Genomic DNA, 21,104 nt, shown 5'->3' with positions numbered 1-21,104 from the left:
TTATTTATTATCTCGGGGCGTGTCGTCATCTTCACTAACTATGTGCTCGCTGCTTGCTAAACGCTGGCGCCAGCGCTGCTTGGCAACCATGCGCATATTGGTCGATTGGTCGCGCTCATCAACAATTTCAAGCCCCATAAGGGCTTCTATCATATCCTCTAGGGTTACAATGCCTTGAACATCACCGTATTCATCAACAATTAAACATATGTGAGTACGCTGTTTAAGCAAGGTTTGTAGTAGCGATGACACATTATGCCCTTCGGGTACCGTATGAATAGGCTTAACTAATTTGCTAATTTTATAATCGGTACCTAAGCGGTGATAAGCCAACATAATATCGTTTTTATGCACAAAGCCAATTATGTCATCGGCGTCTTTATCAAACACTAACACGCGCGAGAATGATGACGAGCCATGCTCGCTCATGTACTGATCGACCGTTAACCCTTTATGCACTTTATACAGCACAGTACGCGGCGTCATTAAGTCGGTTAATTTCGCATGCCTAAAATGTAAAAGGTTGCGGATTATTTCTGACTCATCGGCATGGATTGCCCCAGTTTCGGTGCCTATATCTGCCATGGCTTCTATTTCTTGGCGAATATAAAAAGCCTCATCGTGCTTGGCCCCCATTAAATTAGTAAGCTTTTGAGCAAGCCACACAAATGGTTTTAGCGATATCACTAAAAAGCGTAAAGAATAGGTCACGCTAGGGGTTAAGGCACGCCAATAATTGGCCCCTAAGGTTTTTGGAATAATCTCTGAAAGTACCAATACTAAGAGTGTCATTATGGCAGAGGCAATTCCTACTGCCGCATCTGAAAAAACCACAGCGGCTTGTGCACCCACACCTGCAGCACCGGCGGTATGGGCCACTGTGTTAAGCGTTAGTATTGCAGCAAGCGGTTGATCTACATTATTTTTTAGTTTTTCGAGCTGCTTTGCAAGTTCAGGCTGTTTTTTGCGTAATAGCGCCACATAGCTGGGCGAAATACTTAACAGTACAGCTTCCATTACAGAGCATAAAAAAGAAATAACGATGGCAGCAACCATGTACACAATCAGTAAAGTCACTTTTTCTCCGATGAGTTGAACATATGAGCATGGTAACAATACATGCTATATTTGGCCAAATAACTATCAATAATAGGCACAAATATGAGAATTAGCTCACCTTGGACCACAAAAAATAAATTACTAAAACAAGCAGCTACCTTTTTTGCTCTTGGCAGCTTGAGTTTGACAGCAATAGCAGCCCCGCTTGATAAATCAAATATCGAGTTTATTGGCCCTTTAGGCGAAAACATGCAAGTTAAGCCATTTCAAACACCACACGGCCAAGCCATTGTTAATAACTTATTAGAGCAGTTGCAACGTAATACGCAAAGTGTGTCTGTATTTGGTAAAAAGCATAGCTGGCAGCCGTTTAATAAAGTAAACGCACTTACTTTCGGTGGCCTACAAGCGCTTAAGTTCAATATTGAAACAACCCGCTATAGCCAAGGCACATTAACTATAAAAGGGATAGAGAACGCTCAGTTGTTTATTGATGCCAAGCTTCAAAAAGGCGATAACCACACATACTCTTTATCGTTAACTAATGGCTCTCATAGTGTGATTGTAGTGGCGCAACAAGTGGCTAACTGGAACAACGTTTCTCTCGATTTTGAACCCAAAGCCGACACTGACAACATTACAATTAACACCTCTACAACTAAGCGACTTTCAGCCGAGCAACTTTTTGATGCACCCACCATTAGTGGACTTTCTTTAGCGCCCGATGCTAAGCAATACGTTACCAGCACACGCAGCTATTCAAATAAAACAGCTAACCAAGCAAACGTGGTAACTGAGCTTAAAAATAGCCAAAATCAAACCTTGTATCGCTTTGAAGGCCAGCAACCAAGCAATATGGTATGGAGCCCCAATAATCAATTTTTAGTTTATATGTTAGGGAGTGAACTAAAACAGCTAAACCGTAAAAACCTCAGCATTAAAACATTGGCCAGAGAGCTTGAAGGCGCAAGTAACTTTAATTTTTATAATAATAACAGCCTTATTTTTAGCTGGTCTAAAACCCCCGAAGACAACAACAGCTTAACTAAGCACTACAAAGGCCTTCAAGATAGATGGTCATACGCACGCAACGTAAGTCAGCTCTATATGTTAGACACCCACAGCGGTTTAACCAAAGCGCTTAGCCAAGGCCCTATTTCGCATAGCTTTGAAGATGCAAACACTAATCGTGGCAAAGTATTAATGAGCCGCCAAGTTATGGTTATGCAAGCCACTACCCACCCAGAAACTGAACTGGTGGAACTTGACTTACAATCGAATAAAATAACGTCTTTTGGTAAATTTAAAACCTTTAACCATGCAAAGTACGCCAACAAAGATGTGTACGTTGTTGCTGGCCCAGATTTTAAAAATGGCGCAGGCCGTGCCCTTCCAAAAGGGATGTTAGCTAATAATTACGACGGCCAATTGTACTTACTTAGCGATAACGGTAAAAACGTAAAAGCGCTTAGTAAGCAGTTTGACCCCGCTATAGGTGAATCACATGTGCTTGATAATGGCGATGCGCTTATAAAAGTAACAGAGCAAGATACCCAACCTTTGTATTTATATGACTTGAGCAAACAGCGCTTTAAAAAACTTAATACGGGTTTAGATATCGTTGAGCAATTTAGCTACTCGCACGAGAGAAACTCGCAAGTACTACTAAGCGGTACCACAGCATCCACCCCTCAGCAGCTTAAACGCTTAAATATAAGTAAAAATAAAACAGACCTAATCTGGGACTCTAAGCCGCTTGCCTACGCTAATACACAAATACCGACTCTGGAAGAGTTTAACTTTACAAATAAAGACGGCGTAGAAATTACAGGGCGTGTGTACATACCTACTAACCTAGATAAAACTAAAAAACACCCTGCACTTGTCTATTACTACGGTGGCACCTCACCGGTTACCCGTGGTTTTACAGGGCGCTACCCATTTAACTTGTGGGCAGCAAATGGCTATATTGTTTATGTATTGCAGCCAACAGGGGCAACTGGCTTTGGGCAAACATTTTCTGCTCAGCACGTTAACGCCTGGGGCGATTATACCGCTAGCGATATAATGCAAGGTACGCAGGCCTTTTTAAAAAAATACGATTTTGTTGATAGCAAAAAAGTGGGTAATTTAGGCGCCTCATACGGAGGCTTCATGACCATGCTACTTGCCACCAAAACAGACATGTTTAGTGCATCTATTGCGCATGCGGGTATATCAAACTTAACCTCGTATTGGGGCGAAGGTTGGTGGGGGTATTTATACTCAGGCGAAGCATCAAAAAATAGCTTTCCGTGGAATAATGCTTCGCTTTATAGCGATCACAGCCCTGTATTTCATGCCGATAAAGTAACGACCCCCTTACTACTGTTACACGGCGATAGCGATACCAATGTACCTGTTGGCGAAAGCTTAACCATGTATACCGCCTTAAAGCTTTTAAATAAAGACGTAGAGCTTATTGAATATAAAGGCGCCGACCATCAAATTTTTGCTCGTGATAAACGCTTTGATTGGTGGAACACCATGCTTGCTTATTTTGATAAACAACTAAAAGGCGAACCACAGTGGTGGGACGCAATGTATTCAGATAAGTAACACAGCGCTCAGCACATTTTTAGCTAAATGTGCTGAGCTTTCTCACATAAACAGCAACCTTAGGTAAGCCGCCTTTTATATCTGAAACATAAAGTTACCGAAAAGTTACACCGCCCCCTTCTCAGCATTTAACGATTGGTGCTACCATACAGAGCTATAAATATACAAAAATAAGTCCTATGGCAATTAACGTTTTATTGGTTGAAGACGACGAGCTACTCGTTAAGCGCATCCAAAATCACTTTACAGACACCGAATTTTCGATAGAAATAGACCCCACAGGTGCCGATGCCCTAAACATAGTTAGGCAACGCGTAAACCTGCGCAGTGCTATATCTCTTGCCATTATTGATATTGTATTACCCAAGCGTGATGGGTTGCAGCTTGCCAAAGAGCTCAACACTTTGACCGATATTGGCGTGATTGTTTTATCTAGCCGCGATTCTCAAGCCGATCGTATTGCAGGGCTTGCTCAAGGTGCTGATGACTATATTTGTAAGCCTGTTGATTTATTAGAACTTGAGCTGCGCATGCGCGCACTTTATAAACGTATTGCAATTAATCAAGACGATGATGAAAGCGAAGAGTTTATAGAGTACGCCGACTTTAAACTCCACCCCGATAACCGCACATTAATTACCTCATCAGGTATTGAATCGCGCTTAACCGAAGCCGAGCACAAAGTGCTAATTTGTTTAATTAGCAACGCAGGCAAAGCAACCTCGCGAGAAAAAATATCAGAAGAAATAGGCCAACCAGATTGGAGCCCAAATGACCGCACTGTGGATGTTTTAATTGGCCGTTTGCGTAAAAAACTATACGATGAAAAAGACCAAAAACGCATTGTAACCGTGCGCGGCAAAGGTTACATGCTCTCAATTTAGCGCATTAAAATTTTAAACGCAGAAAAACGCAGCAGGCTCCGAGCTTAGCACCTTAAAATGATTAAACATTATTGCGGTTCGGTATTATTTCCAGCAACGTTTAGTTTATTTAGTTAACTGCGCTAGTAACCGCTCAAAAGCGCGATAGTTTAGCGCCTCTTTTAGCTCTTCTAAACTAATATGCTCTGCACCTTTTAAATCACTAATAGTACGCGCCACTTTAATAACCCTATGGTAAGAGCGTGGCGATAACGACAGCTTTTCGCTAGCGCGTGCTAAAAACTGCAACTCAGCAGGGGCTAAAGTGCAATGTATATTCATTTCTTTATTATTTAATCGTGCATTAACCTTACCTTGGCGCTTTAGCTGTGCACTGTAGGCCGCTTCTACTCGGGCTCTTACTTGGGCGCTGGTTTCTTCAGGCTCAGTACTTTGTAGCTCAACACTTGTTAGTCGCGGCAGCTCTATTTGTAAATCGATACGATCGATAAACGGGCCTGATACGCGCGATAAATAGCGCATCACTTGGTCAGGTGTTGCTCGCTTATCATTATGACACCCTGTAGGGCTTGGGTTTAGTGCGGCTATAAGCTGAAACTGCGCTGGAAACTCCATTTGCCTTGCTGCCCGCGAAATAACCACCGAGCCGGTTTCCATGGGTTCACGCAGCGAATCAAGTACCTTACGTTCAAATTCCGGAAGCTCGTCCAAAAATAGCACCCCGTTATGCGCAAGTGAAATTTCACCCGGTTTAGGGTTTGAAGAGCCACCAACTAAAGCGACTGCCGAGCATGTGTGGTGTGGGTTTCGAAAAGGCCGTTGGCGCCAATTATTTAAATCAATTGATTGGCCAATAATAGAATAAAGTGCAGCCGTTGATATTGCCTCATCGTCAGACATGGTTGGCATTATCGTCGCCATACGCTGCGCTAGCATAGATTTACCCGTACCAGGTGGACCTAAAAAAAGTAGGTTATGGCCTCCAGCGGCGGCTATTTCTAGCACTCGCTTAGCACCAGGTTGGCCTTTAACATCACTTAAATCGAGTAAAAAGTCGGGAGACTGGGCGCAATCTGGGTATTCAATATTTAAAGGTAGTGGCTGCTGATTTAATAAATCCCCCCATACTTCTTGTAACGAGTTAACCGCTTTACGCTTAACGCCGTTCACCAAACTTGCGAGGCTATCGTTGGTAAAAGGTAAAAAGCAGCAACGGTTTTGCTCTTTTGCAGCAAGTACAGAAGGCAAAATGGCATTAACTCCCCGCACTTCACCATTAAGGGCAAGCTCACCGTAAAATTCATATTTATGTATATCTGGACACACTACCTGCCCCGAGGCCACTAAAATACCTACGGCAATGGCTAAGTCAAAACGCCCGCCATCTTTTGGTAAATCGGCAGGGGCTAAATTTACGGTAATGCGTTGATCAGGGAAACCAAATTGAGAGTTTTCTAGGGCGCTACGCACCCTGTCTTTTGATTCTTTAACTGAAGCCTCTGGCAGCCCAACAATATTAAATGCCGGTAAACCATTACCTAGGTGTACTTCTACAATAACCTCGGGGGCGTTTATACCCACTTGGGCACGAGAATAGATTCGAGCTAGCGACATTCCTTATCCTAATTAATGGTTTAATTAATTAGTTTAGTCAGAATATTTAAAAACGTGTACTGTGATTTGCCATTTAATAGCCGCAATACGAAGCAATAAGGTGGTTAGCATTGCCATTACCATGGCCAGCTCGGTCGCGAACGCAAAGTGAATTCCCAGCGTATAAACTACACCGCCAGCTATACAGGTAATAGCGTATAACTCGCCTTTTAGCAGCATAGGAATTTCGCGAGCAAGCACATCACGGAGCATGCCCCCAAAGCAACCGGTAATTACACCCATAATAATCGCGGTCATATTTGGCATGCCGGCTAGTAAGGCTTTTTGGGTGCCCATTACCGCAAAAAATGCTAAACCAAATGCATCGGCAATTTGTAATGTGTAGTGCGGAATCGACTTTTGCTTGTTAATAAGCCGCGTGGTAATAAATACCGCGGCTAAAATAGCATAAAAAAAACTTTGATCGTGTAACCAAAATACCGGAACATCTAATATGAGATCGCGAACCGTACCGCCCCCAATCGCTGTTACCGCTGCTAATACTACAACCCCAAAACCATCCATTTTCTTTTCGTGTGCGACCAAAGTGCCTGTAACAGCAAACACAGCAATGCCGATTAAATCAAACCAGTGATAAAGTTCAGTCATGTGGAACAACCCAAAATTATTTGTGCCGTTTTAACACAAACTATACAAAGTTTTAAGTAATAACGTATTTTTAGAGAAGTTTATAATATTTATAGATATTGCTTGGGGGTATAAATTTAAGAGTGCTTTATAGGGAAAGAAATATAAATTTTAGGCATAAAAAAACACGCCTTAAGCGTGTCGTTTCATTTTATGTATTTCAGTGGTTGCGGGGGCCAGAGCTTATGAAAGGTGAACCGACGACCTTTGCTGGCTTATGCAGAGCTGAGCCCGACGAGCTATTCATTTCACTGAATTTTAGGCATAAAAAAACACGCTTTAAGCGTGTCGTTTCATTTTATGTATTTCAGTGGTTGCGGGAGCCAGATCTTATGAAAGGTGAACCGACGACCTTTGCTGGCTTATAGAGAGCTGAAACCGACGAGCTATCCATTTCACTTAATTTTAGGCATAAAAAAACACGCTTTAAGCGTGTCGTTTCATTTTATGTATTTCAGTGGTTGCGGAAGCCAGAGCTTATGAAAGGTGAACCAAAGACCTTTGCTGGCTAATGGAGAGCTGAGACCGACGAGCTATTCATTTCACTGAATTTCAGGCATAAAAAAACACGCTTTTGGCGTGTCGATTTAATATAACTTATTATTTCAGTGATTGCGGGAGCCAGAGCTTATGAAAGGTGAACCGACGACCTTTGCTGGCTTATGGAGAGCTGAGACCGACGAGCTATTCATTTCACTGAATTTCAGGCATAAAAAAACACGCTTTAAGCGTGTCGTTTCATTTTATGTATTTCAGTGGTTGCGGGAGCCGGATTTGAACCGACGACCTTCGGGTTATGAGCCCGACGAGCTACCAGGCTGCTCCATCCCGCGCCTGAAATATGTATACTTATTTAGCGTTGCTTACATTACAACGTGGCTGCCAACTTCCTAAAGGAAATTGGTTGCGGGAGCCGGATTTAAAACGACTACCTTTGCTGGCTAATGAAGAGCTGAGACCGACAAGCTTTTCTTTAACTAACGTTTTACAGTAACCTCAAACCCCTAAAGGAAATTGGTTGCGGGAGCCGGATTTAAAACGACTACCTTTGCTGGCTAATGAAGAGCTGAGACCGACAAGCTTTTCTTTAACTAACATTTTACAGTAACCTCAAGCCCCTAAAGGAAATTGGTTGCGGGAGCCGGATTTGAACCGACGACCTTCGGGTTATGAGCCCGACGAGCTACCAGGCTGCTCCATCCCGCGCCTGTATATTTTAAGTCTATCGACTACTTAATTTAATCTCTTAAGTTAGAGTTTACAGTAACCAAACTTTTTAAAAAAATTGGTTGCGGGAGCCGGATTTGAACCGACGACCTTCGGGTTATGAGCCCGACGAGCTACCAGGCTGCTCCATCCCGCGCCTGTAATTTCTTTGAAATAGTTTCGTGTTAATAACGAGCCTGTTTCGAAGAGAGCGCTATAATATAGGAATAAACTTATATTGCAAGGCTTTAACTAGTTAATTGTGTTCAACCGAACAAAAAGCAATCAACAAGCACTATAAATAGCTATCTCTGATGTGGGCTTATCATTTTTTGAAACTCCCAATCTGGGTGTCCCATTACAATAAAGTCAGGATTTTCAGTGCTCTCACGCTGGTTATAAGTAAGCGGATTAAATTCTGCATCGGTTATACAACCACCCGCTTCTTCTACAATAACTTGTGACGCGCCGGTATCCCACTCGCCTGTAGGGCCAATTCGTAAAAAGCAGTCGGCTTTACCCTCGGCAACTATACATGCTTTTAGCGAGCACGAGCCGACTGCAATAGTGGCAAACTGCGTATTTAAATACTGACTGACCGCTTCAATTTTTTGTCTACGGCTTACTGCCAACGTTAGGTTATCGGGTGTTGCTACCGACATTTTTGTGTCGCTACCATTTTCTCGTTTAAATGCCCCCTGATTAGCAGTAGCAAAGTAAGTGATCCCTTTTGCTGGCCAATGAATCACACCTAAAACGGGGTGATTATTTTCAATAAGTGCAATATTAACGGCAAAGTCACCACTTTCTAAAATAAACTCGCCAGTGCCATCCATCGGATCTAATAACCAATAGCGCTGCCAGTTCTTTCTTTGGGCAAGTGCCGGAATAGGCGTTTCTTCCGACATGATAGGAATGTCGGGCGCAAGCGCTTTTAAACCAGCAACAAGCACATCGTTAGACGCTAAATCTGCTTTTGTAACAGGCGTAGAGTCTGATTTTTCTTGCTGGCCAATATCGTCTTTTTTATAAATAGCCATAATGGCATCGCCTGCACTTTGTGCAAGTTCAATACAAGGCTCTAGTAATTTATTCATTTGCAGCTCCAGACGCTAAATACTTATTTAATAATAGCAAAGCGGCAACACTGCGAGCTTCGGTAAAATCGTCTTGCTCTAATAATGACTGCCAATCTGTTAATGGCCACTTAACAACCACTAAAGGTTCGGGCTCATCACCTTCTAATGTTTGCGGATATAGTTGCTTAGCAAATAAAATATGCATGGTCGCGTTAAAGTAACTTGGCGCCATTGATACTACTTTTAGCGGCTCAAAAAATTCAGCACCAAAACCCACTTCTTCTTTAAGCTCTCTGTTTGCAGCTTGCTGTGGTGTTTCGCCAGGGTCTATCAAGCCTTTAGGAAAGCCTAATTGGTAGTCGTTTGTGCCCGCGCAATATTCACGTACCAGTAGCATTTCGTTATCTGCAGTTATTGGTACAATCATTACAGCCCCGCGGCCACCGCCACGTATGCGCTCATACTGGCGCTCTTCGTCATTAGAAAACTTAAGCTCTAACGATTCAACAGTAAATAAACGGCTTTTAGCAACTACATTGTTACTAATAATTTGAGGCGGAGTTGGGTGCTTTTTCTGTGTCATTGGCGTTATTTTGCTATCATGGCAGTTGTGCTTAATCATAAACTTTTCACAAGGAAAAGCCCATGCTAAATTGGTCAAAAATCGATACCGTTTTACTCGATATGGACGGAACATTACTCGATTTACATTTCGATAGTCACTTTTGGCTTAACGTTGTACCAGAGCAACTTGCGCTCACTCGCAATATTACCCTTGATGAAGCAAAAGCCGATATGCACAAACGCTATCAAGCGGTAAGTGGTCAAATACAGTGGTATTGCTTAGATTATTGGCAAGAGCAACTCAATTTACCGATAATGGAATTAAAACGCCAAACCCAGCACTTAATAAAAGTACGCGAAGATGTGCCCCACTTTTTAACTGAGTTAAAAAAGGCAGGTAAAGAGCTAATTCTTTTAACTAACGCCCACCCTGAAAACGTCATGCTTAAATTTGAACATACCGCGATAGATAATTATTTAGATGGCGTGGTGTCTACTCATCAATACGGAGTGAGTAAAGAGCAGCAAAGTTTATGGCATCAAGTACAAAAAGACTTAGGGTTTAATAAGCAGCGCACTTTGTTTGTTGATGACAGTGTGCCAGTTTTAAATGCTGCCCGAGAATACGGCATTGAACATTTACTTGCGGTGGCTAACCCAGATAGCCAGCAACCACATAATGTAATAGCCGATTACTTAAACGTAACCGACTACAGAAACATAATCTAGCAGCTAGATTATTGTTGCGGGTAACGCGCCACTAGGCCTTGATATACTAACTTTGCAAAGTCGGCATGTTCGGTATCAAGGCTTTTAACGACTTCGACTAAATGCTCGTTATCTTCTTGGCCATTCCATACTTTGATGTAGCTGCCATCTTTGTAGCCATGATCTTGGCGGAAAAAGTTTAACGTGTTTTTACCTACGTAACCGCGGTATAAATCGTCAATATCCATCCCTATTTGCGCCATACACCCTGCAAACGCGGCCGCGTTAAAGGTTTTATTTGCAACTGCTGAAGCTGCTAATATTTCAAGAGTTTGTTTAAAGTCATCTGCGGCCTGTGGTGCGCTAAGTTCTTGTTCTAGCTGCTTAGCTAACTCTTCGTAAGAGGTTGTTCCGTCAATTCTTAACGACAAACCAAAATGAAATATATCAACCAATTCTAGAATGACTTGCTCGGTGTCTGGGGTTTGTTTTTTCCACCACTTCCAACCGTAATGATCTAGCATTTCTGCACACTCTACCCAAATGGCTCTGTACCACTCAAAGCCTTGGCTAAACCATTGATCATGAACTTTAGTGTTCATGGCATTTTGCATTTCTAGCATTACTACTAGCTTATTTAAGTTGGCTGACATATCGTTTCCACTTGAGCTTTTAAATTACGCTTATGATACAGGCAAATAATAAAAAGTGCATTTTTGATCTATTATAAACAGCACATAAAAACAGGGCAGGAAATAATGATGAGTAAAGTGTTACTGCACACCTTGGCGACTATTGTAATGGCTGCTTTTTTAGTAACGAATGCGCAAGCAAGTACAGAAGGAATTGCTGCAGCCCCTGAGCAAGTATCACCATTATTACCGGGCTTAAGCGTGCCTAATATAACGCTCAAAGATCAACATGGTAATAATGTAGAGTTACAAAAGCGCTTTGCTGAAAAAACAACAGTGCTTATTATTTACCGCGGAGGTTGGTGTCCTTATTACTCAAAGCAACTGGCTAATATACAAAAAATTGAGCAGCAACTCGCTAATTTAAACGCGCAAATTATTGCAGTATCGCCAGATAGCCCAGAAAAACTAGCCCAAAGTAAAATAAGTTCGCCAAATTATTTACTGCTTTCAGATGATAGCTTAACCCTAGCAAAAGCCTTAGGTTTAGCTTATTTTTTAGATGATAAAACAGCTGCTATCTATCGCAATAAGCGCGGTGTTAACTTTGTTGATGCCCAAGGCAAGGTAAACGTCGCCTTACCTGTACCGGCTGTATTTGTAATTGATAAAAGCGGCGTTGTGTATTTTCAGTACGCAAACCCTAATTACAAAGTACGTTTAACAGAGGAGCTATTATTAGCTGGCGTTAAATCAATAGAAAATCAATAATTTGTAGATATATACCAATCGACTTAAATATTTAACCATTCTAGGGTGCTAAATAGAGCGCTATAAATGCCTAATAACTTAACACAATTGATATTACAAAAAAGGCCAACTAGGTTGGCCTTTTAAACATTTAACGCGAGCCACTAAACTCAGCCCACGACTCTATTAAATCTATAAAATCTTCAAAGCCACAACCACTCACTAGGCCATTTTCTTCAAGCATTAAGTCATCATCTTGATAGGCGACTAAATCTTCGCTGTCTTGGTGTAGAGCATGGGCTTCAAATAAGGCTTCGTCTTTAGAAAGTATTAAGTCTATCTCTTGGCCTTTTAACGTTATTGGCTCGTAACTTGTTTTTACCGAGCTAATAAGTGCTTGTGCCATCGCGACTTTTTCTTTGCCAATTTCTTCGTTTAACCAGCGGCCAATTAGGGCATGCTCGCTGCTTATTTTAATGCGCAGCCCACTAATAGGGTCACGTATAAATTGATATTCCATAATTTTTACTTTTAAAACGCTAATGCGCTAATTATACCCATAAATAGCCTTAAACACCGACCCTAAAACGCAAAATAGCGCCAATGGGCGCTATTAAATAGGTGACATAAAAGCTAACTTCGCGATCTAAAACGTGCAGCATCTATAATCGACCATAAATAAATAATAGGCACGAGTACGAAGCCTACTAATACATAAATAAGTGCGTAACTAATTATAATAGCTAGCGCAAAAAAGATAGCGGCTAAAATTCGCCCTTGTACCAATTGCCCTAAACCAGGAAAAAATATATTACACAACGCTGCAATAACATTACCGCCAGAACCTTGATCAGCCATACTCACCTCTGTAGTTAATTAATTTTAAGTTTTAGTTATTTACTTACTATCACACTTTATGCCAATTTATTAAAGCTTAAAAATCAAATAGTTAAATTACTACTAAATAACTGCTTTAGTATTTTTTACTAAATATAGGTCAATTTGATTATTTTTATTATTAATTATCGTTACTTAAGAGTACAAAAAAGCGACTAAGCGATTAGTTTTACAAGTATTTTTAGAATAGCTGTTCATAAAAACAGTATTTTATTTAGCCTAACAAAAACACCTGTTATACTGCCCTCATTATTGATTGAAAAGGCGTAACGATGGACGTTTCTGAATTACTCGATGGCTTAAATGACAAACAACGCGATGCCGTTGCAGCCCCACTACAAAACATGCTGGTATTAGCAGGTGCTGGTTCGGGTAAAACACGTGTTTTAGTTCATCGTATCGCGTGGTTAATGCAGGTTGAGCAAGCATCAGCCTATAGTATTTTTGCAGTTACTTTTACCAATAAAGCCGCTAAAGAAATGCGCACCCGTGTTGAAGAAACCCTAAAAGCCCCTGTCGGTGGTATGTGGATTGGTACTTTCCATGGTTTATCACACCGTATTTTGCGCGCTCATCACCGTGAAGCAAACCTGCCAGAAGCCTTTCAAATTTTAGACTCTGACGATCAACTAAGAATGATCAAGCGCTTATTAAAATCAATGAATATTGATGACAAAAAGTGGCCCGCCAAACAATTTGGCTGGTACATCAGTGCTAAAAAAGATGAAGCCCTGCGCCCTAAAGATATTCAAGCCTACGATATAAACGAGCAAATGATGCTACGTGTATATGCCGCCTATCAAGAGGCGTGTGACCGTGCAGGTTTAGTCGATTTTGCCGAAATACTGCTACGTAGCTACGAAGTACTTAAAAATAACCCTACGCTACTTCGCCATTACCAGCAGCGCTTTGCCCACATGCTGGTAGACGAGTTCCAAGATACCAATACCATTCAATACGCATGGTTAAAGCTACTTGCTGGTGATACACAAAGCATTATGATTGTAGGCGACGATGACCAAAGTATTTACGGTTGGCGCGGCGCTAAAATAGAAAACATTAAACGCTTTTTAACTGATTTTGACGCCGAAACTATTCGTCTTGAGCAAAACTACCGCTCAACCGCAACCATCCTAAAAGCATCTAATGCGCTAATTAAAAACAATTCAGAGCGCATGGGTAAAAGCCTTTGGACCGATGGTAACGAAGGCGAGCCTATATCAATTTATGCCGCCTTTAACGAGCTAGACGAAGCCCGCTTTGTAAGCAGCAAGCTACGCAGCTGGTTAAATGCTGGTAATGCGTTGCAAGACGCCGCTATTTTATACCGTAGTAACGCGCAATCTCGTGTACTCGAGGAAGCCATGCTTCAAGAAGGCTTAAAATACCGTATTTACGGTGGTATGCGATTCTTCGAGCGCCAAGAAATTAAAGATGCGCTATCGTACTTACGATTGGTAGGAAACCGCCAAGACGACGCCGCATTTGAGCGTGTAATTAACACCCCTGCGCGTGGTATTGGCGATAAAACATTAAGTCATATACGCGACTGTGCGCGTGCTGAGTCGCTGCCTCTTTGGTACGCAGCTAAAGCAATTGTTGAACAGCAACATTTATCGGGTCGTGCGGCAAGCGCTGTTACAAAATTTGTAGAGTTGGTAGAGCACATAGAAGATAAAATTAGCGACCTTACACTGCAAGAGCAAGCCAAATACGCTATTCAAACCTCTGGCCTTATGGCTATGTATCAAGCTGAAAAAGGCGAAAAAGGCCGAGCTCGCGTAGAAAACTTAGAAGAGCTTATCAGTGCCTGCGATCAGTATGAACTCCCCGAAGAAGAAGAGTTTAGCTCACCACTACAAGGCTTTTTAGCTTATACATCGCTTGAGTCTGGTGAAGGCCAAGCCGATGAACACGAAGACGCTGTGCAAATGATGACTCTTCACTCTGCTAAGGGCTTAGAGTTTCCACTTGTGTTTATGGTGGGCGTTGAAGAAGGCATGTTCCCATCGCAGCAAAGTAATGAAGAATCAGGACGCTTAGAAGAAGAACGCCGCCTTTGTTACGTGGGCATGACCCGTGCCATGGACAAACTTTACATAAGCCATGCCGAAAGCCGTCGTTTATACGGCCAAGAAAAGTACCATAGCCCATCGCGATTTTTACGTGAAATACCCGAAGATTGCGTAGAAGAAATTCGTATTAAAACACAGGTATCACGACCGCCTGCTGCAGGACGTTTTAGTGCATCAGTAAGCCATGCTGTATTTGAAGAAAGTGGTTTTAATTTAGGCCAACGTGTACTGCACGCTAAATTTGGTATTGGCACTGTGCTTAATTACGAAGGCAGCGGCGCGCAATCGCGTGTGCAAGTAAACTTTGACGACCTTGGCAGCAAATGGTTAGTAACCGCATATGCACGACTTCAAGCTGTATAAGCACTGTGTTGAGCAATTAACGCAGCAACTAACTGGCGCTAAGCATCGTCAGTTAGTGCTTATTACAGGCCAGCCTACTTGGTGCTATGAACTATTAAGCGCGTTAACCCGTTCGGATGATGTAAAGCTACTTTCAAGCAGCCTTGCCAATGCAAGTTGGCCTGAGCATACTCATCAACTACTTGGGCAAGAGTTTCCTCATGCCGTTTATGATGGCTTTAGTGGTATTTACCCCGATAAACTCGCTGCATTAGCCGGCACCGTAAAAGCCGGCGGGCTTTTATTTTTATTACTGCCTGATTTACAACGTTTAGCCTCATGGCAAGACCCTGCGCTGCAAAGCGTGCAGTCTTATGGGTGTAGTAATCAGCAAAGCTATTTTAATTTACGTTTTTCTCGCCTTTTACAAACGCTACCTGCCATACACTTTGATGAACACACTGTCTTTAAACAGCCGCCGCTCAAAAGTAATGTAACAAATAAAATTGAGTATCAGGCGCAGCAGCAATGCGTTGAGCAAATAACTAAGGTGGCCACAGGACGTGCGAACAGGCCTTTAATTATTAATGCCGACAGAGGGCGAGGAAAATCAGCCGCGCTAGGTCTTGCAGCCGCAACATTACATGATAAAAAAATCATTGTATGCGCAACACAATTTAGAGCCACCCATAGCTGTTTTAAGCATTTAGCTAAAACCTTACAGGTGGAATACAAGGCTCAGCAAAAACATTTAGCTAATTTACAATACATGGCGCCCGATGCACTACTTAATCAGTTGCCGCCATGTGATTTATTACTGATTGATGAAGCCGCCGCAATCCCTGTACCCCTACTATTAGCCATGTTAAAGCACTACCCGCGCATAGTCTTTGCGAGCACCTTGGTAGGCTACGAGGGTAATGGCCGAGGCTATACCATTCGCTTTACGCAACATATTAAAGCAAATTACAAAGCGGCAAAAATTGTAAACTTAGAAGAGCCTTTACGCTTTGCCAAGGGCGACCCTCTTGAGCAACATGTACGCACACTCTTTGCTTTAGATGCACAATATAACGAATACCCACCCGCTTTAAATAGCATTGAGCACGTTGAAGTCACTCAACAGCAACTCGTTGACAATGAGCCTTTACTGCAGCAAATAGTTGCGTTGCTAGCACTTGCCCATTACCAGAGCAGTGTTAACGATTTACGCCAATTACTTGATGCCCCAGCGCAAAGGCTGTTTATTAGTAGATGCGACATGCATGTTGTGGGTGTGTGTTTAATAGCAGTTGAAGGCGGTATGGATGCAGAGCTAGCTAAGCAAGTAATCAGTGGTGAGCGCCGCCCACAAGGGCATTTAATGGCGCAATCGCTCGCGCAATTAAGCGCACAGCCAAGCTATTTAACAAAACAAAGCGCACGCGTTATTCGTATAGCTGTTGCACCTAACCTGCACCAACAAGGCGTAGGTAAAGCATTGCTAGCGCATTGCCAACATCAGCTAACCCCCACCTGTAGTTATATAGGTGCAAGTTTTGGGGCTACAGTAGGGCTTTTACGTTTTTGGCAATCTCAGGAATTTTGTGCTGTAAAGCTAGGTTATCAGCGAGATAAAAGCACGGGTGAGCACTCAGCCCTCGTTATTAAAGCATTAGACACTTCCACGCAGGGCTTACATACCTTAGCTCAGCAATTTAAAAGTGATTTGTTTTATGGTTTATTAACGCACTTTAGCCAACTCGACAGTGAGTTAGTCAGTGAGCTAATAAGTAAATTTATCGATGAATCTAGCGTGCCCAGCCCACCTATAAACACCGCAATTAGTTCAATAAATCGCTTTAATACCGCGCCAAAACTATGGTATTTATTTAGCCACTCCCCATCCTGCCTAATGGCAACTAAAAGTGAAGATCGCCACTTGCTGATACAAATGGTATTACAAAACCACAGTAATGATCAGCTAATCAAGCAACATTGCTTAAGTGGAAAAAAAGCATTAGAGCAACAATTTAAACTCGCAGTTAAGTCACTAATTAAAAAACCACACAACCTTTAAGCTATTTATCTATTTTGTTCTATCCTTAAAGCATTACAAGGCAATTAAAGATAAAGGTATGGAATTCATAAACTTTCAAGTGGGCTGTAAAACCATTTCACTTAAAATTCTCGATATTTTACTCACCGAGCGGTTTGATAATAACCTCACTACATTGCCAAATAACAATAAGAGCTTTATTGGTGTAAAAGACTACATGGAAACACCCACGCCGGTGTTCGACCTAGGTGTTATTTTAAATGGCAGCTCTACAGAGCAAAGTAATAAAAAAGCACTTAATGAGCTAAGAACCTGGCAAGCCTCGCTTAATGATTGGTTTAGCCAATTTGAAAAAAGCATCGCGCAACAGAGCCACGTAATAACAAACGATAAAACTCAGCTGCACAACATCGCCGTATTTTATAAAGAGTTTAAAACTGACAACAGTGACCTAAAATCTATCATAGAAAAACTTGATGAGCCTTTTCAAGCGCTAGTAACAGCAACAGATTGCGCAGTTAGTACTCATAACGAGCAAGACTATAAACAAGCCAGTAAATATTTAGCGAGTATAAAGCGCAACAGCTTTATGCAACTACAACGACTGTTTGATGCGGCAAAAGAGCAAATAACACTCGATTATAAACCTATTATTGTTTTTACTACTAAAGATGGGCTCAACCCGCATATCGGATTACTAGTAGATAAAGTAGAGGACAATATAGATTATAAAAAAGAAGACATTAAGCCACTCGATAAATTAACCGAAGTAGGCTTTGATATAGACCCGCAAACCAGAGGCATGATGCGAGGGCTAATAAAGTTAGCCGAAAAACACAGTGTTTTAATAGACCCTAGCGCAATATTTAGACCTGATCATTTAGCACAACAGGAAGACGAAGAAACACAAGCGTATGGTTTATTCTAAAAATAAAAAAGCCGAGAAGGCTCTCGGCTAATTAGCTTATAGCAACACGTTATACAGTAGCTATAATATCTTCAACTGGTAAACGCGCTTTAGGTTTGCCAAAGTTCCAATCTTCTTCTTCAACTGGGTAACCCATTGCAAGTGCCACTTCACAAATATGGCCATCAAGCTCTTCGCTAAACTTCTCACCGATTAACTCTGGGTCAACACCTTCCATAGGCGTAGATGCAATATTTAAACGCGCCAGTGTATGCATAATGTTACCCAGTGCTAGGTAAACTTGTGCTTTAGTCCAGCTGCCATTGTAGCCATTTTCATCCGTATTCATTTCAGCAAAAGCGTAGGCACTCATAAAGCTTTCACGCAGTTGCGCTGGTAAGTGACCAGAGCTCACTTCAACATCCACACGTTTAACAAACTTCTCTTTAGTAAACTTAGGATCGTAAGCTAATAACAGCGTATGCGACGCTTCTTTAGCGTGTAATTGATTAAACTGGTGCTTGTTAGCAAATGTATCGTGCAAACGCTGCTTAGCTTCATCACTTTCTACCAATACAAATTTCCAAGGTTGAGAGTTGATTGAAGAAGCAGACAAGCGAATAGCTTCTTTAATTACGTCAAGATCCGCCGATGAAATACGTTTGCTCGTATCGTATTTTTTAGCCGTGTAACGGTTATGTAAGTCTTTAATAATTTGATGAGACATGCTCTTCTCCCCTTTGGTAAGGTATGTAAATACAAGATGGAGCAAGTTTATAGGCTTTGCTATCAATTGATAATTAGCAAAATACTTAAAAGACTTTCTAAAAAAATTTGATAATAGATCAAGCCCATACCTTTTGGGATAACAGTGTTATTGGTGCGGGATCGGTCGTTACGAAACATATAGAGGCGGATACTGTTGTTGCTGGTAATCCAACTCGTGAGATAAGAACACTATATTTATCATACAAAGATGTGCGGCGAGCCTTATCCGCGGGTTTCGTGATACTCAACCCACGCTACGGAGGTGGTGGAGACTGTGCGAATAATATCTGCAATGTATTTTTCACTTTTCTGCAGACATAAAAAAGCCCTGCTCTTTCGAGTCGGGCCTTCTTGTATTTGGATCCTGGCGATGTCGTAGTGCCCACAGCGGTAGAGAGTCACATAGCAAATGGGACATTATCATTGCGTCGGGTGTCGCTTCGCTCGCCCGACCTACATTTTAGGTTTAAAAGTGAATTCATTACGAGTGCTTTTTTCACTTTCCTGTAGACGTAAAAAAGCCCGGCTCTTACGAGTCGGGCTTTCTTGTATTTGGAGCCTGGCAATGTCCTACTTTCACATAGCAAATGCTACACTATCATCGGCGCTGTTTCGTTTCACTACTGAGTTCGGCATGGGGTCAGGTGGGTCCAAAACGCTATGGTTACCAAGCAAATTAGGTGCAAAGGATTAAGGACAAGCACGTAGTGCTACTATTTCCTTTGCGCAAGGTGCCTCAATGTTAACGCTACGCGCTAAGAGTCACCTCATAAATTTGGAAAATTCTGATAATATTTTTTAAGTCTAAGTATCTATCTACTTTAGCTATTAACTTCTGTCGCTTGTTTCTGTCACAAAACGCGTTTGGCGTTGTATGGTTAAGCCTCACGGGTAATTAGTACAAGTTAGCTTAATGGCTCACACCACTTCCACATCTTGCCTATCAACGTTGTAGTCTTCAACGGCCCTTCAGAGACTTTAAAAGTCTAGTGAGAAATCATCTCGAGGCCTGCTTCGCGCTTAGATGCTTTCAGCGCTTATCAGTTCCGAACGTAGCTACCGGGCAATGCCATTGGCATGACAACCCGAACACCAGCGGTTCGTTCACTCCGGTCCTCTCGTACTAGGAGCAACCCCTCTCAATTCTCAAACGCCCACGGCAGATAGGGACCGAACTGTCTCACGACGTTCTAAACCCAGCTCGCGTACCACTTTAAATGGCGAACAGCCATACCCTTGGGACCGACTTCAGCCCCAGGATGTGATGAGCCGACATCGAGGTGCCAAACACCGCCGTCGATATGAACTCTTGGGCGGTATCAGCCTGTTATCCCCGGAGTACCTTTTATCCGTTGAGCGATGGCCCTTCCATTCAGAACCACCGGATCACTATGACCTACTTTCGTACCTGCTCGACGTGTCTGTCTCGCAGTTAAGCTGGCTTCTACCATTACACTAACCGTACGATGTCCGACCGTACTTAGCCAACCTTCGTGCTCCTCCGTTACTCTTTGGGAGGAGACCGCCCCAGTCAAACTACCCACCAGGCACTGTCCGTAACCCCGATTCAGGGGCCAACGTTAGAACATCAAAACTACAAGGGTGGTATTTCAAGGACGACTCCACAACAACTAGCGTCGCTGCTTCAAAGTCTCCCACCTATCCTACACATGTAGGTTCAATGTTCAGTGCCAAGCTGTAGTAAAGGTTCACGGGGTCTTTCCGTCTAGCCGCGGGTACACAGCATCTTCACTGCGATTTCAATTTCACTGAGTCTCGGGTGGAGACAGCGTGGCCATGGTTACACCATTCGTGCAGGTCGGAACTTACCCGACAAGGAATTTCGCTACCTTAGGACCGTTATAGTTACGGCCGCCGTTTACCGGGGCTTCGATCAAGAGCTTCGTCCGAAAACTAACCCCATCAATTAACCTTCCGGCACCGGGCAGGTGTCACACCGTATACGTCATCTTGCGATTTTGCACAGTGCTGTGTTTTTAATAAACAGTCCCAGCCACCTGGTCACTGCGGCTCCCGTCCGCTTAGAGAGCAAGTCTCATCACAGATAGGAGCGTACCTTCTCCCGAAGTTACGGTACGATTTTGCCTAGTTCCTTCACCCGAGTTCTCTCAAGCGCCTTAGTATTCTCTACCTGACCACCTGTGTCGGTTTGGGGTACGATTCGGTATAATCTGAAGCTTAGAGGCTTTTCCTGGAAGTATGGCATCAGCAACTTCACACCCTTGGGTGCTCGTCTCGTGTCTCAGCCTAACAGCAACCCGGATTTACCTAAGTC

16 protein-coding genes, 3 tRNA genes, 2 rRNA genes and 1 pseudogene are annotated in these 21,104 nt (G+C 42.6%); 8 read left to right on the top strand and 14 right to left on the bottom strand.

All coding sequences use genetic code 11. The annotated features are described in order from the left end of the window. Positions 1 to 1,077 carry a CNNM domain-containing protein gene (locus tag PSH54_RS12405; protein ID WP_004588675.1) on the bottom strand — a complete coding sequence of 359 codons (1,077 nt, stop codon included), beginning with the start codon at positions 1,075 to 1,077 and terminating at the stop codon, positions 1 to 3. 84 nt (positions 1,078 to 1,161) lie between these two features. On the opposite strand from PSH54_RS12405, the gene PSH54_RS12400 reads away from it, so the two are divergent. Both PSH54_RS12400 and PSH54_RS12395 read left to right on the top strand, forming a co-directional pair. Further along, entirely contained in the window at positions 1,162 to 3,657 is a 2,496-nt protein-coding gene (locus tag PSH54_RS12400; protein WP_273606253.1) for an alpha/beta hydrolase family protein, read from the top strand. Between the two features lie 179 nt (positions 3,658 to 3,836). Continuing rightward, the gene (locus PSH54_RS12395; RefSeq protein ID WP_004588673.1) at positions 3,837 to 4,541 is read left to right on the top strand and encodes a response regulator transcription factor; all 705 of its coding nucleotides are present in this window, start codon (positions 3,837 to 3,839) and stop codon (positions 4,539 to 4,541) included. 105 nt (positions 4,542 to 4,646) lie between these two features. On the opposite strand, the gene PSH54_RS12390 is transcribed toward PSH54_RS12395, so the two are convergent. The 7 genes from PSH54_RS12390 to nudE all read right to left on the bottom strand — a co-directional run bounded on the left by PSH54_RS12390 (position 4,647) and on the right by nudE (position 9,710). After that, a complete protein-coding gene (locus PSH54_RS12390; RefSeq protein WP_004588672.1) occupies positions 4,647 to 6,155 on the bottom strand; it encodes a YifB family Mg chelatase-like AAA ATPase in 1,509 nt (502 codons plus the stop codon). 33 nt (positions 6,156 to 6,188) lie between these two features. Further along, complete coding sequence (locus PSH54_RS12385; protein WP_055255143.1) at positions 6,189 to 6,803, bottom strand: trimeric intracellular cation channel family protein; 615 nt, start codon at positions 6,801 to 6,803, stop codon at positions 6,189 to 6,191. Between the two features lie 795 nt (positions 6,804 to 7,598). Continuing rightward, positions 7,599 to 7,675, bottom strand: a tRNA-Met gene (locus PSH54_RS12380). Positions 7,676 to 7,971: 296 nt separating this feature from the next. Further along, positions 7,972 to 8,048: transfer RNA gene (locus PSH54_RS12375), tRNA-Met, on the bottom strand. Between the two features lie 80 nt (positions 8,049 to 8,128). Then, positions 8,129 to 8,205, bottom strand: a tRNA-Met gene (locus tag PSH54_RS12370). A 148-nt stretch (positions 8,206 to 8,353) separates the two neighbouring features. Then, the gene (cysQ, locus tag PSH54_RS12365) at positions 8,354 to 9,145 is read right to left on the bottom strand and encodes a 3'(2'),5'-bisphosphate nucleotidase CysQ (RefSeq protein ID WP_004588670.1); all 792 of its coding nucleotides are present in this window, start codon (positions 9,143 to 9,145) and stop codon (positions 8,354 to 8,356) included. Beyond that, positions 9,138 to 9,710, bottom strand: a complete 573-nt coding sequence (gene nudE, locus PSH54_RS12360) for an ADP compounds hydrolase NudE (protein ID WP_029772216.1) — start codon at positions 9,708 to 9,710, stop codon at positions 9,138 to 9,140. The genes cysQ and nudE overlap by 8 nt, the downstream gene beginning before the upstream one ends. A 62-nt stretch (positions 9,711 to 9,772) precedes the next feature. On the opposite strand from nudE, the gene yrfG reads away from it, so the two are divergent. Beyond that, positions 9,773 to 10,420 (top strand): GMP/IMP nucleotidase, encoded by a 648-nt coding sequence (yrfG, locus tag PSH54_RS12355; RefSeq protein WP_004588668.1) that lies wholly within the window; start codon positions 9,773 to 9,775, stop codon positions 10,418 to 10,420. A gap of 8 nt (positions 10,421 to 10,428) precedes the next feature. On the opposite strand, the gene PSH54_RS12350 is transcribed toward yrfG, so the two are convergent. After that, positions 10,429 to 11,052: a dUTP diphosphatase gene (locus PSH54_RS12350; protein WP_004588667.1), complete on the bottom strand. Its 624-nt coding sequence runs from the start codon at positions 11,050 to 11,052 to the stop codon at positions 10,429 to 10,431. Positions 11,053 to 11,157: 105 nt separating this feature from the next. Here PSH54_RS12350 and PSH54_RS12345 point away from each other — a divergent pair, with 105 nt between their 5' ends. After that, on the top strand, positions 11,158 to 11,802 hold the full coding sequence (locus PSH54_RS12345) for a peroxiredoxin-like family protein (protein ID WP_273606252.1): 645 nt from the start codon (positions 11,158 to 11,160) through the stop codon (positions 11,800 to 11,802). A 130-nt stretch (positions 11,803 to 11,932) separates the two neighbouring features. Here the strand turns inward: PSH54_RS12345 and PSH54_RS12340 are convergent, their stop codons facing one another. Together PSH54_RS12340 and PSH54_RS12335 are read right to left on the bottom strand one after the other, a co-directional pair. Then, the gene (locus PSH54_RS12340) at positions 11,933 to 12,301 is read right to left on the bottom strand and encodes a YacL family protein (RefSeq protein WP_273606251.1); all 369 of its coding nucleotides are present in this window, start codon (positions 12,299 to 12,301) and stop codon (positions 11,933 to 11,935) included. Positions 12,302 to 12,414: 113 nt separating this feature from the next. Continuing rightward, a complete protein-coding gene (locus PSH54_RS12335; protein WP_004588664.1) occupies positions 12,415 to 12,639 on the bottom strand; it encodes a hypothetical protein in 225 nt (74 codons plus the stop codon). A gap of 311 nt (positions 12,640 to 12,950) precedes the next feature. On the opposite strand from PSH54_RS12335, the gene uvrD reads away from it, so the two are divergent. From uvrD to PSH54_RS12320, 3 genes are read left to right on the top strand one after another with little or no spacing between them, the layout of a single operon-like run. Further along, entirely contained in the window at positions 12,951 to 15,116 is a 2,166-nt protein-coding gene (gene uvrD, locus PSH54_RS12330) for a DNA helicase II (RefSeq protein ID WP_024031969.1), read from the top strand. Next, on the top strand, positions 15,094 to 17,154 hold the full coding sequence (locus PSH54_RS12325; RefSeq protein WP_273606250.1) for a GNAT family N-acetyltransferase: 2,061 nt from the start codon (positions 15,094 to 15,096) through the stop codon (positions 17,152 to 17,154). Before uvrD ends, PSH54_RS12325 begins: the two co-directional genes overlap by 23 nt. Positions 17,155 to 17,212: 58 nt before the next feature. Beyond that, positions 17,213 to 18,061 (top strand): chemotaxis protein, encoded by an 849-nt coding sequence (locus tag PSH54_RS12320; protein ID WP_273606249.1) that lies wholly within the window; start codon positions 17,213 to 17,215, stop codon positions 18,059 to 18,061. Between the two features lie 49 nt (positions 18,062 to 18,110). Here PSH54_RS12320 and PSH54_RS12315 read toward each other — a convergent pair whose 3' ends face one another. Continuing rightward, on the bottom strand, positions 18,111 to 18,767 hold the full coding sequence (locus PSH54_RS12315; protein WP_273606248.1) for an NAD(P)H-dependent oxidoreductase: 657 nt from the start codon (positions 18,765 to 18,767) through the stop codon (positions 18,111 to 18,113). 137 nt (positions 18,768 to 18,904) lie between these two features. Here PSH54_RS12315 and PSH54_RS12310 point away from each other — a divergent pair. Beyond that, positions 18,905 to 19,000, top strand: a pseudogene (locus PSH54_RS12310) (sugar O-acetyltransferase); the annotation flags it as partial. 365 nt (positions 19,001 to 19,365) lie between these two features. Here PSH54_RS12310 and rrf read toward each other — a convergent pair. Further along, positions 19,366 to 19,480 (bottom strand): 5S ribosomal RNA (gene rrf, locus PSH54_RS12305). Positions 19,481 to 19,682: 202 nt separating this feature from the next. Continuing rightward, a 23S ribosomal RNA gene (locus tag PSH54_RS12300) occupies positions 19,683 to 21,104 on the bottom strand; the annotation flags it as partial.

Origin of the sequence: Pseudoalteromonas sp. Angola-30 (genome assembly GCF_028599215.1) — a bacterium.
In the GTDB taxonomy this organism is placed as follows: domain Bacteria; phylum Pseudomonadota; class Gammaproteobacteria; order Enterobacterales; family Alteromonadaceae; genus Pseudoalteromonas; species Pseudoalteromonas atlantica.
This window is presented reverse-complemented; position numbering and strand designations above follow the sequence as displayed.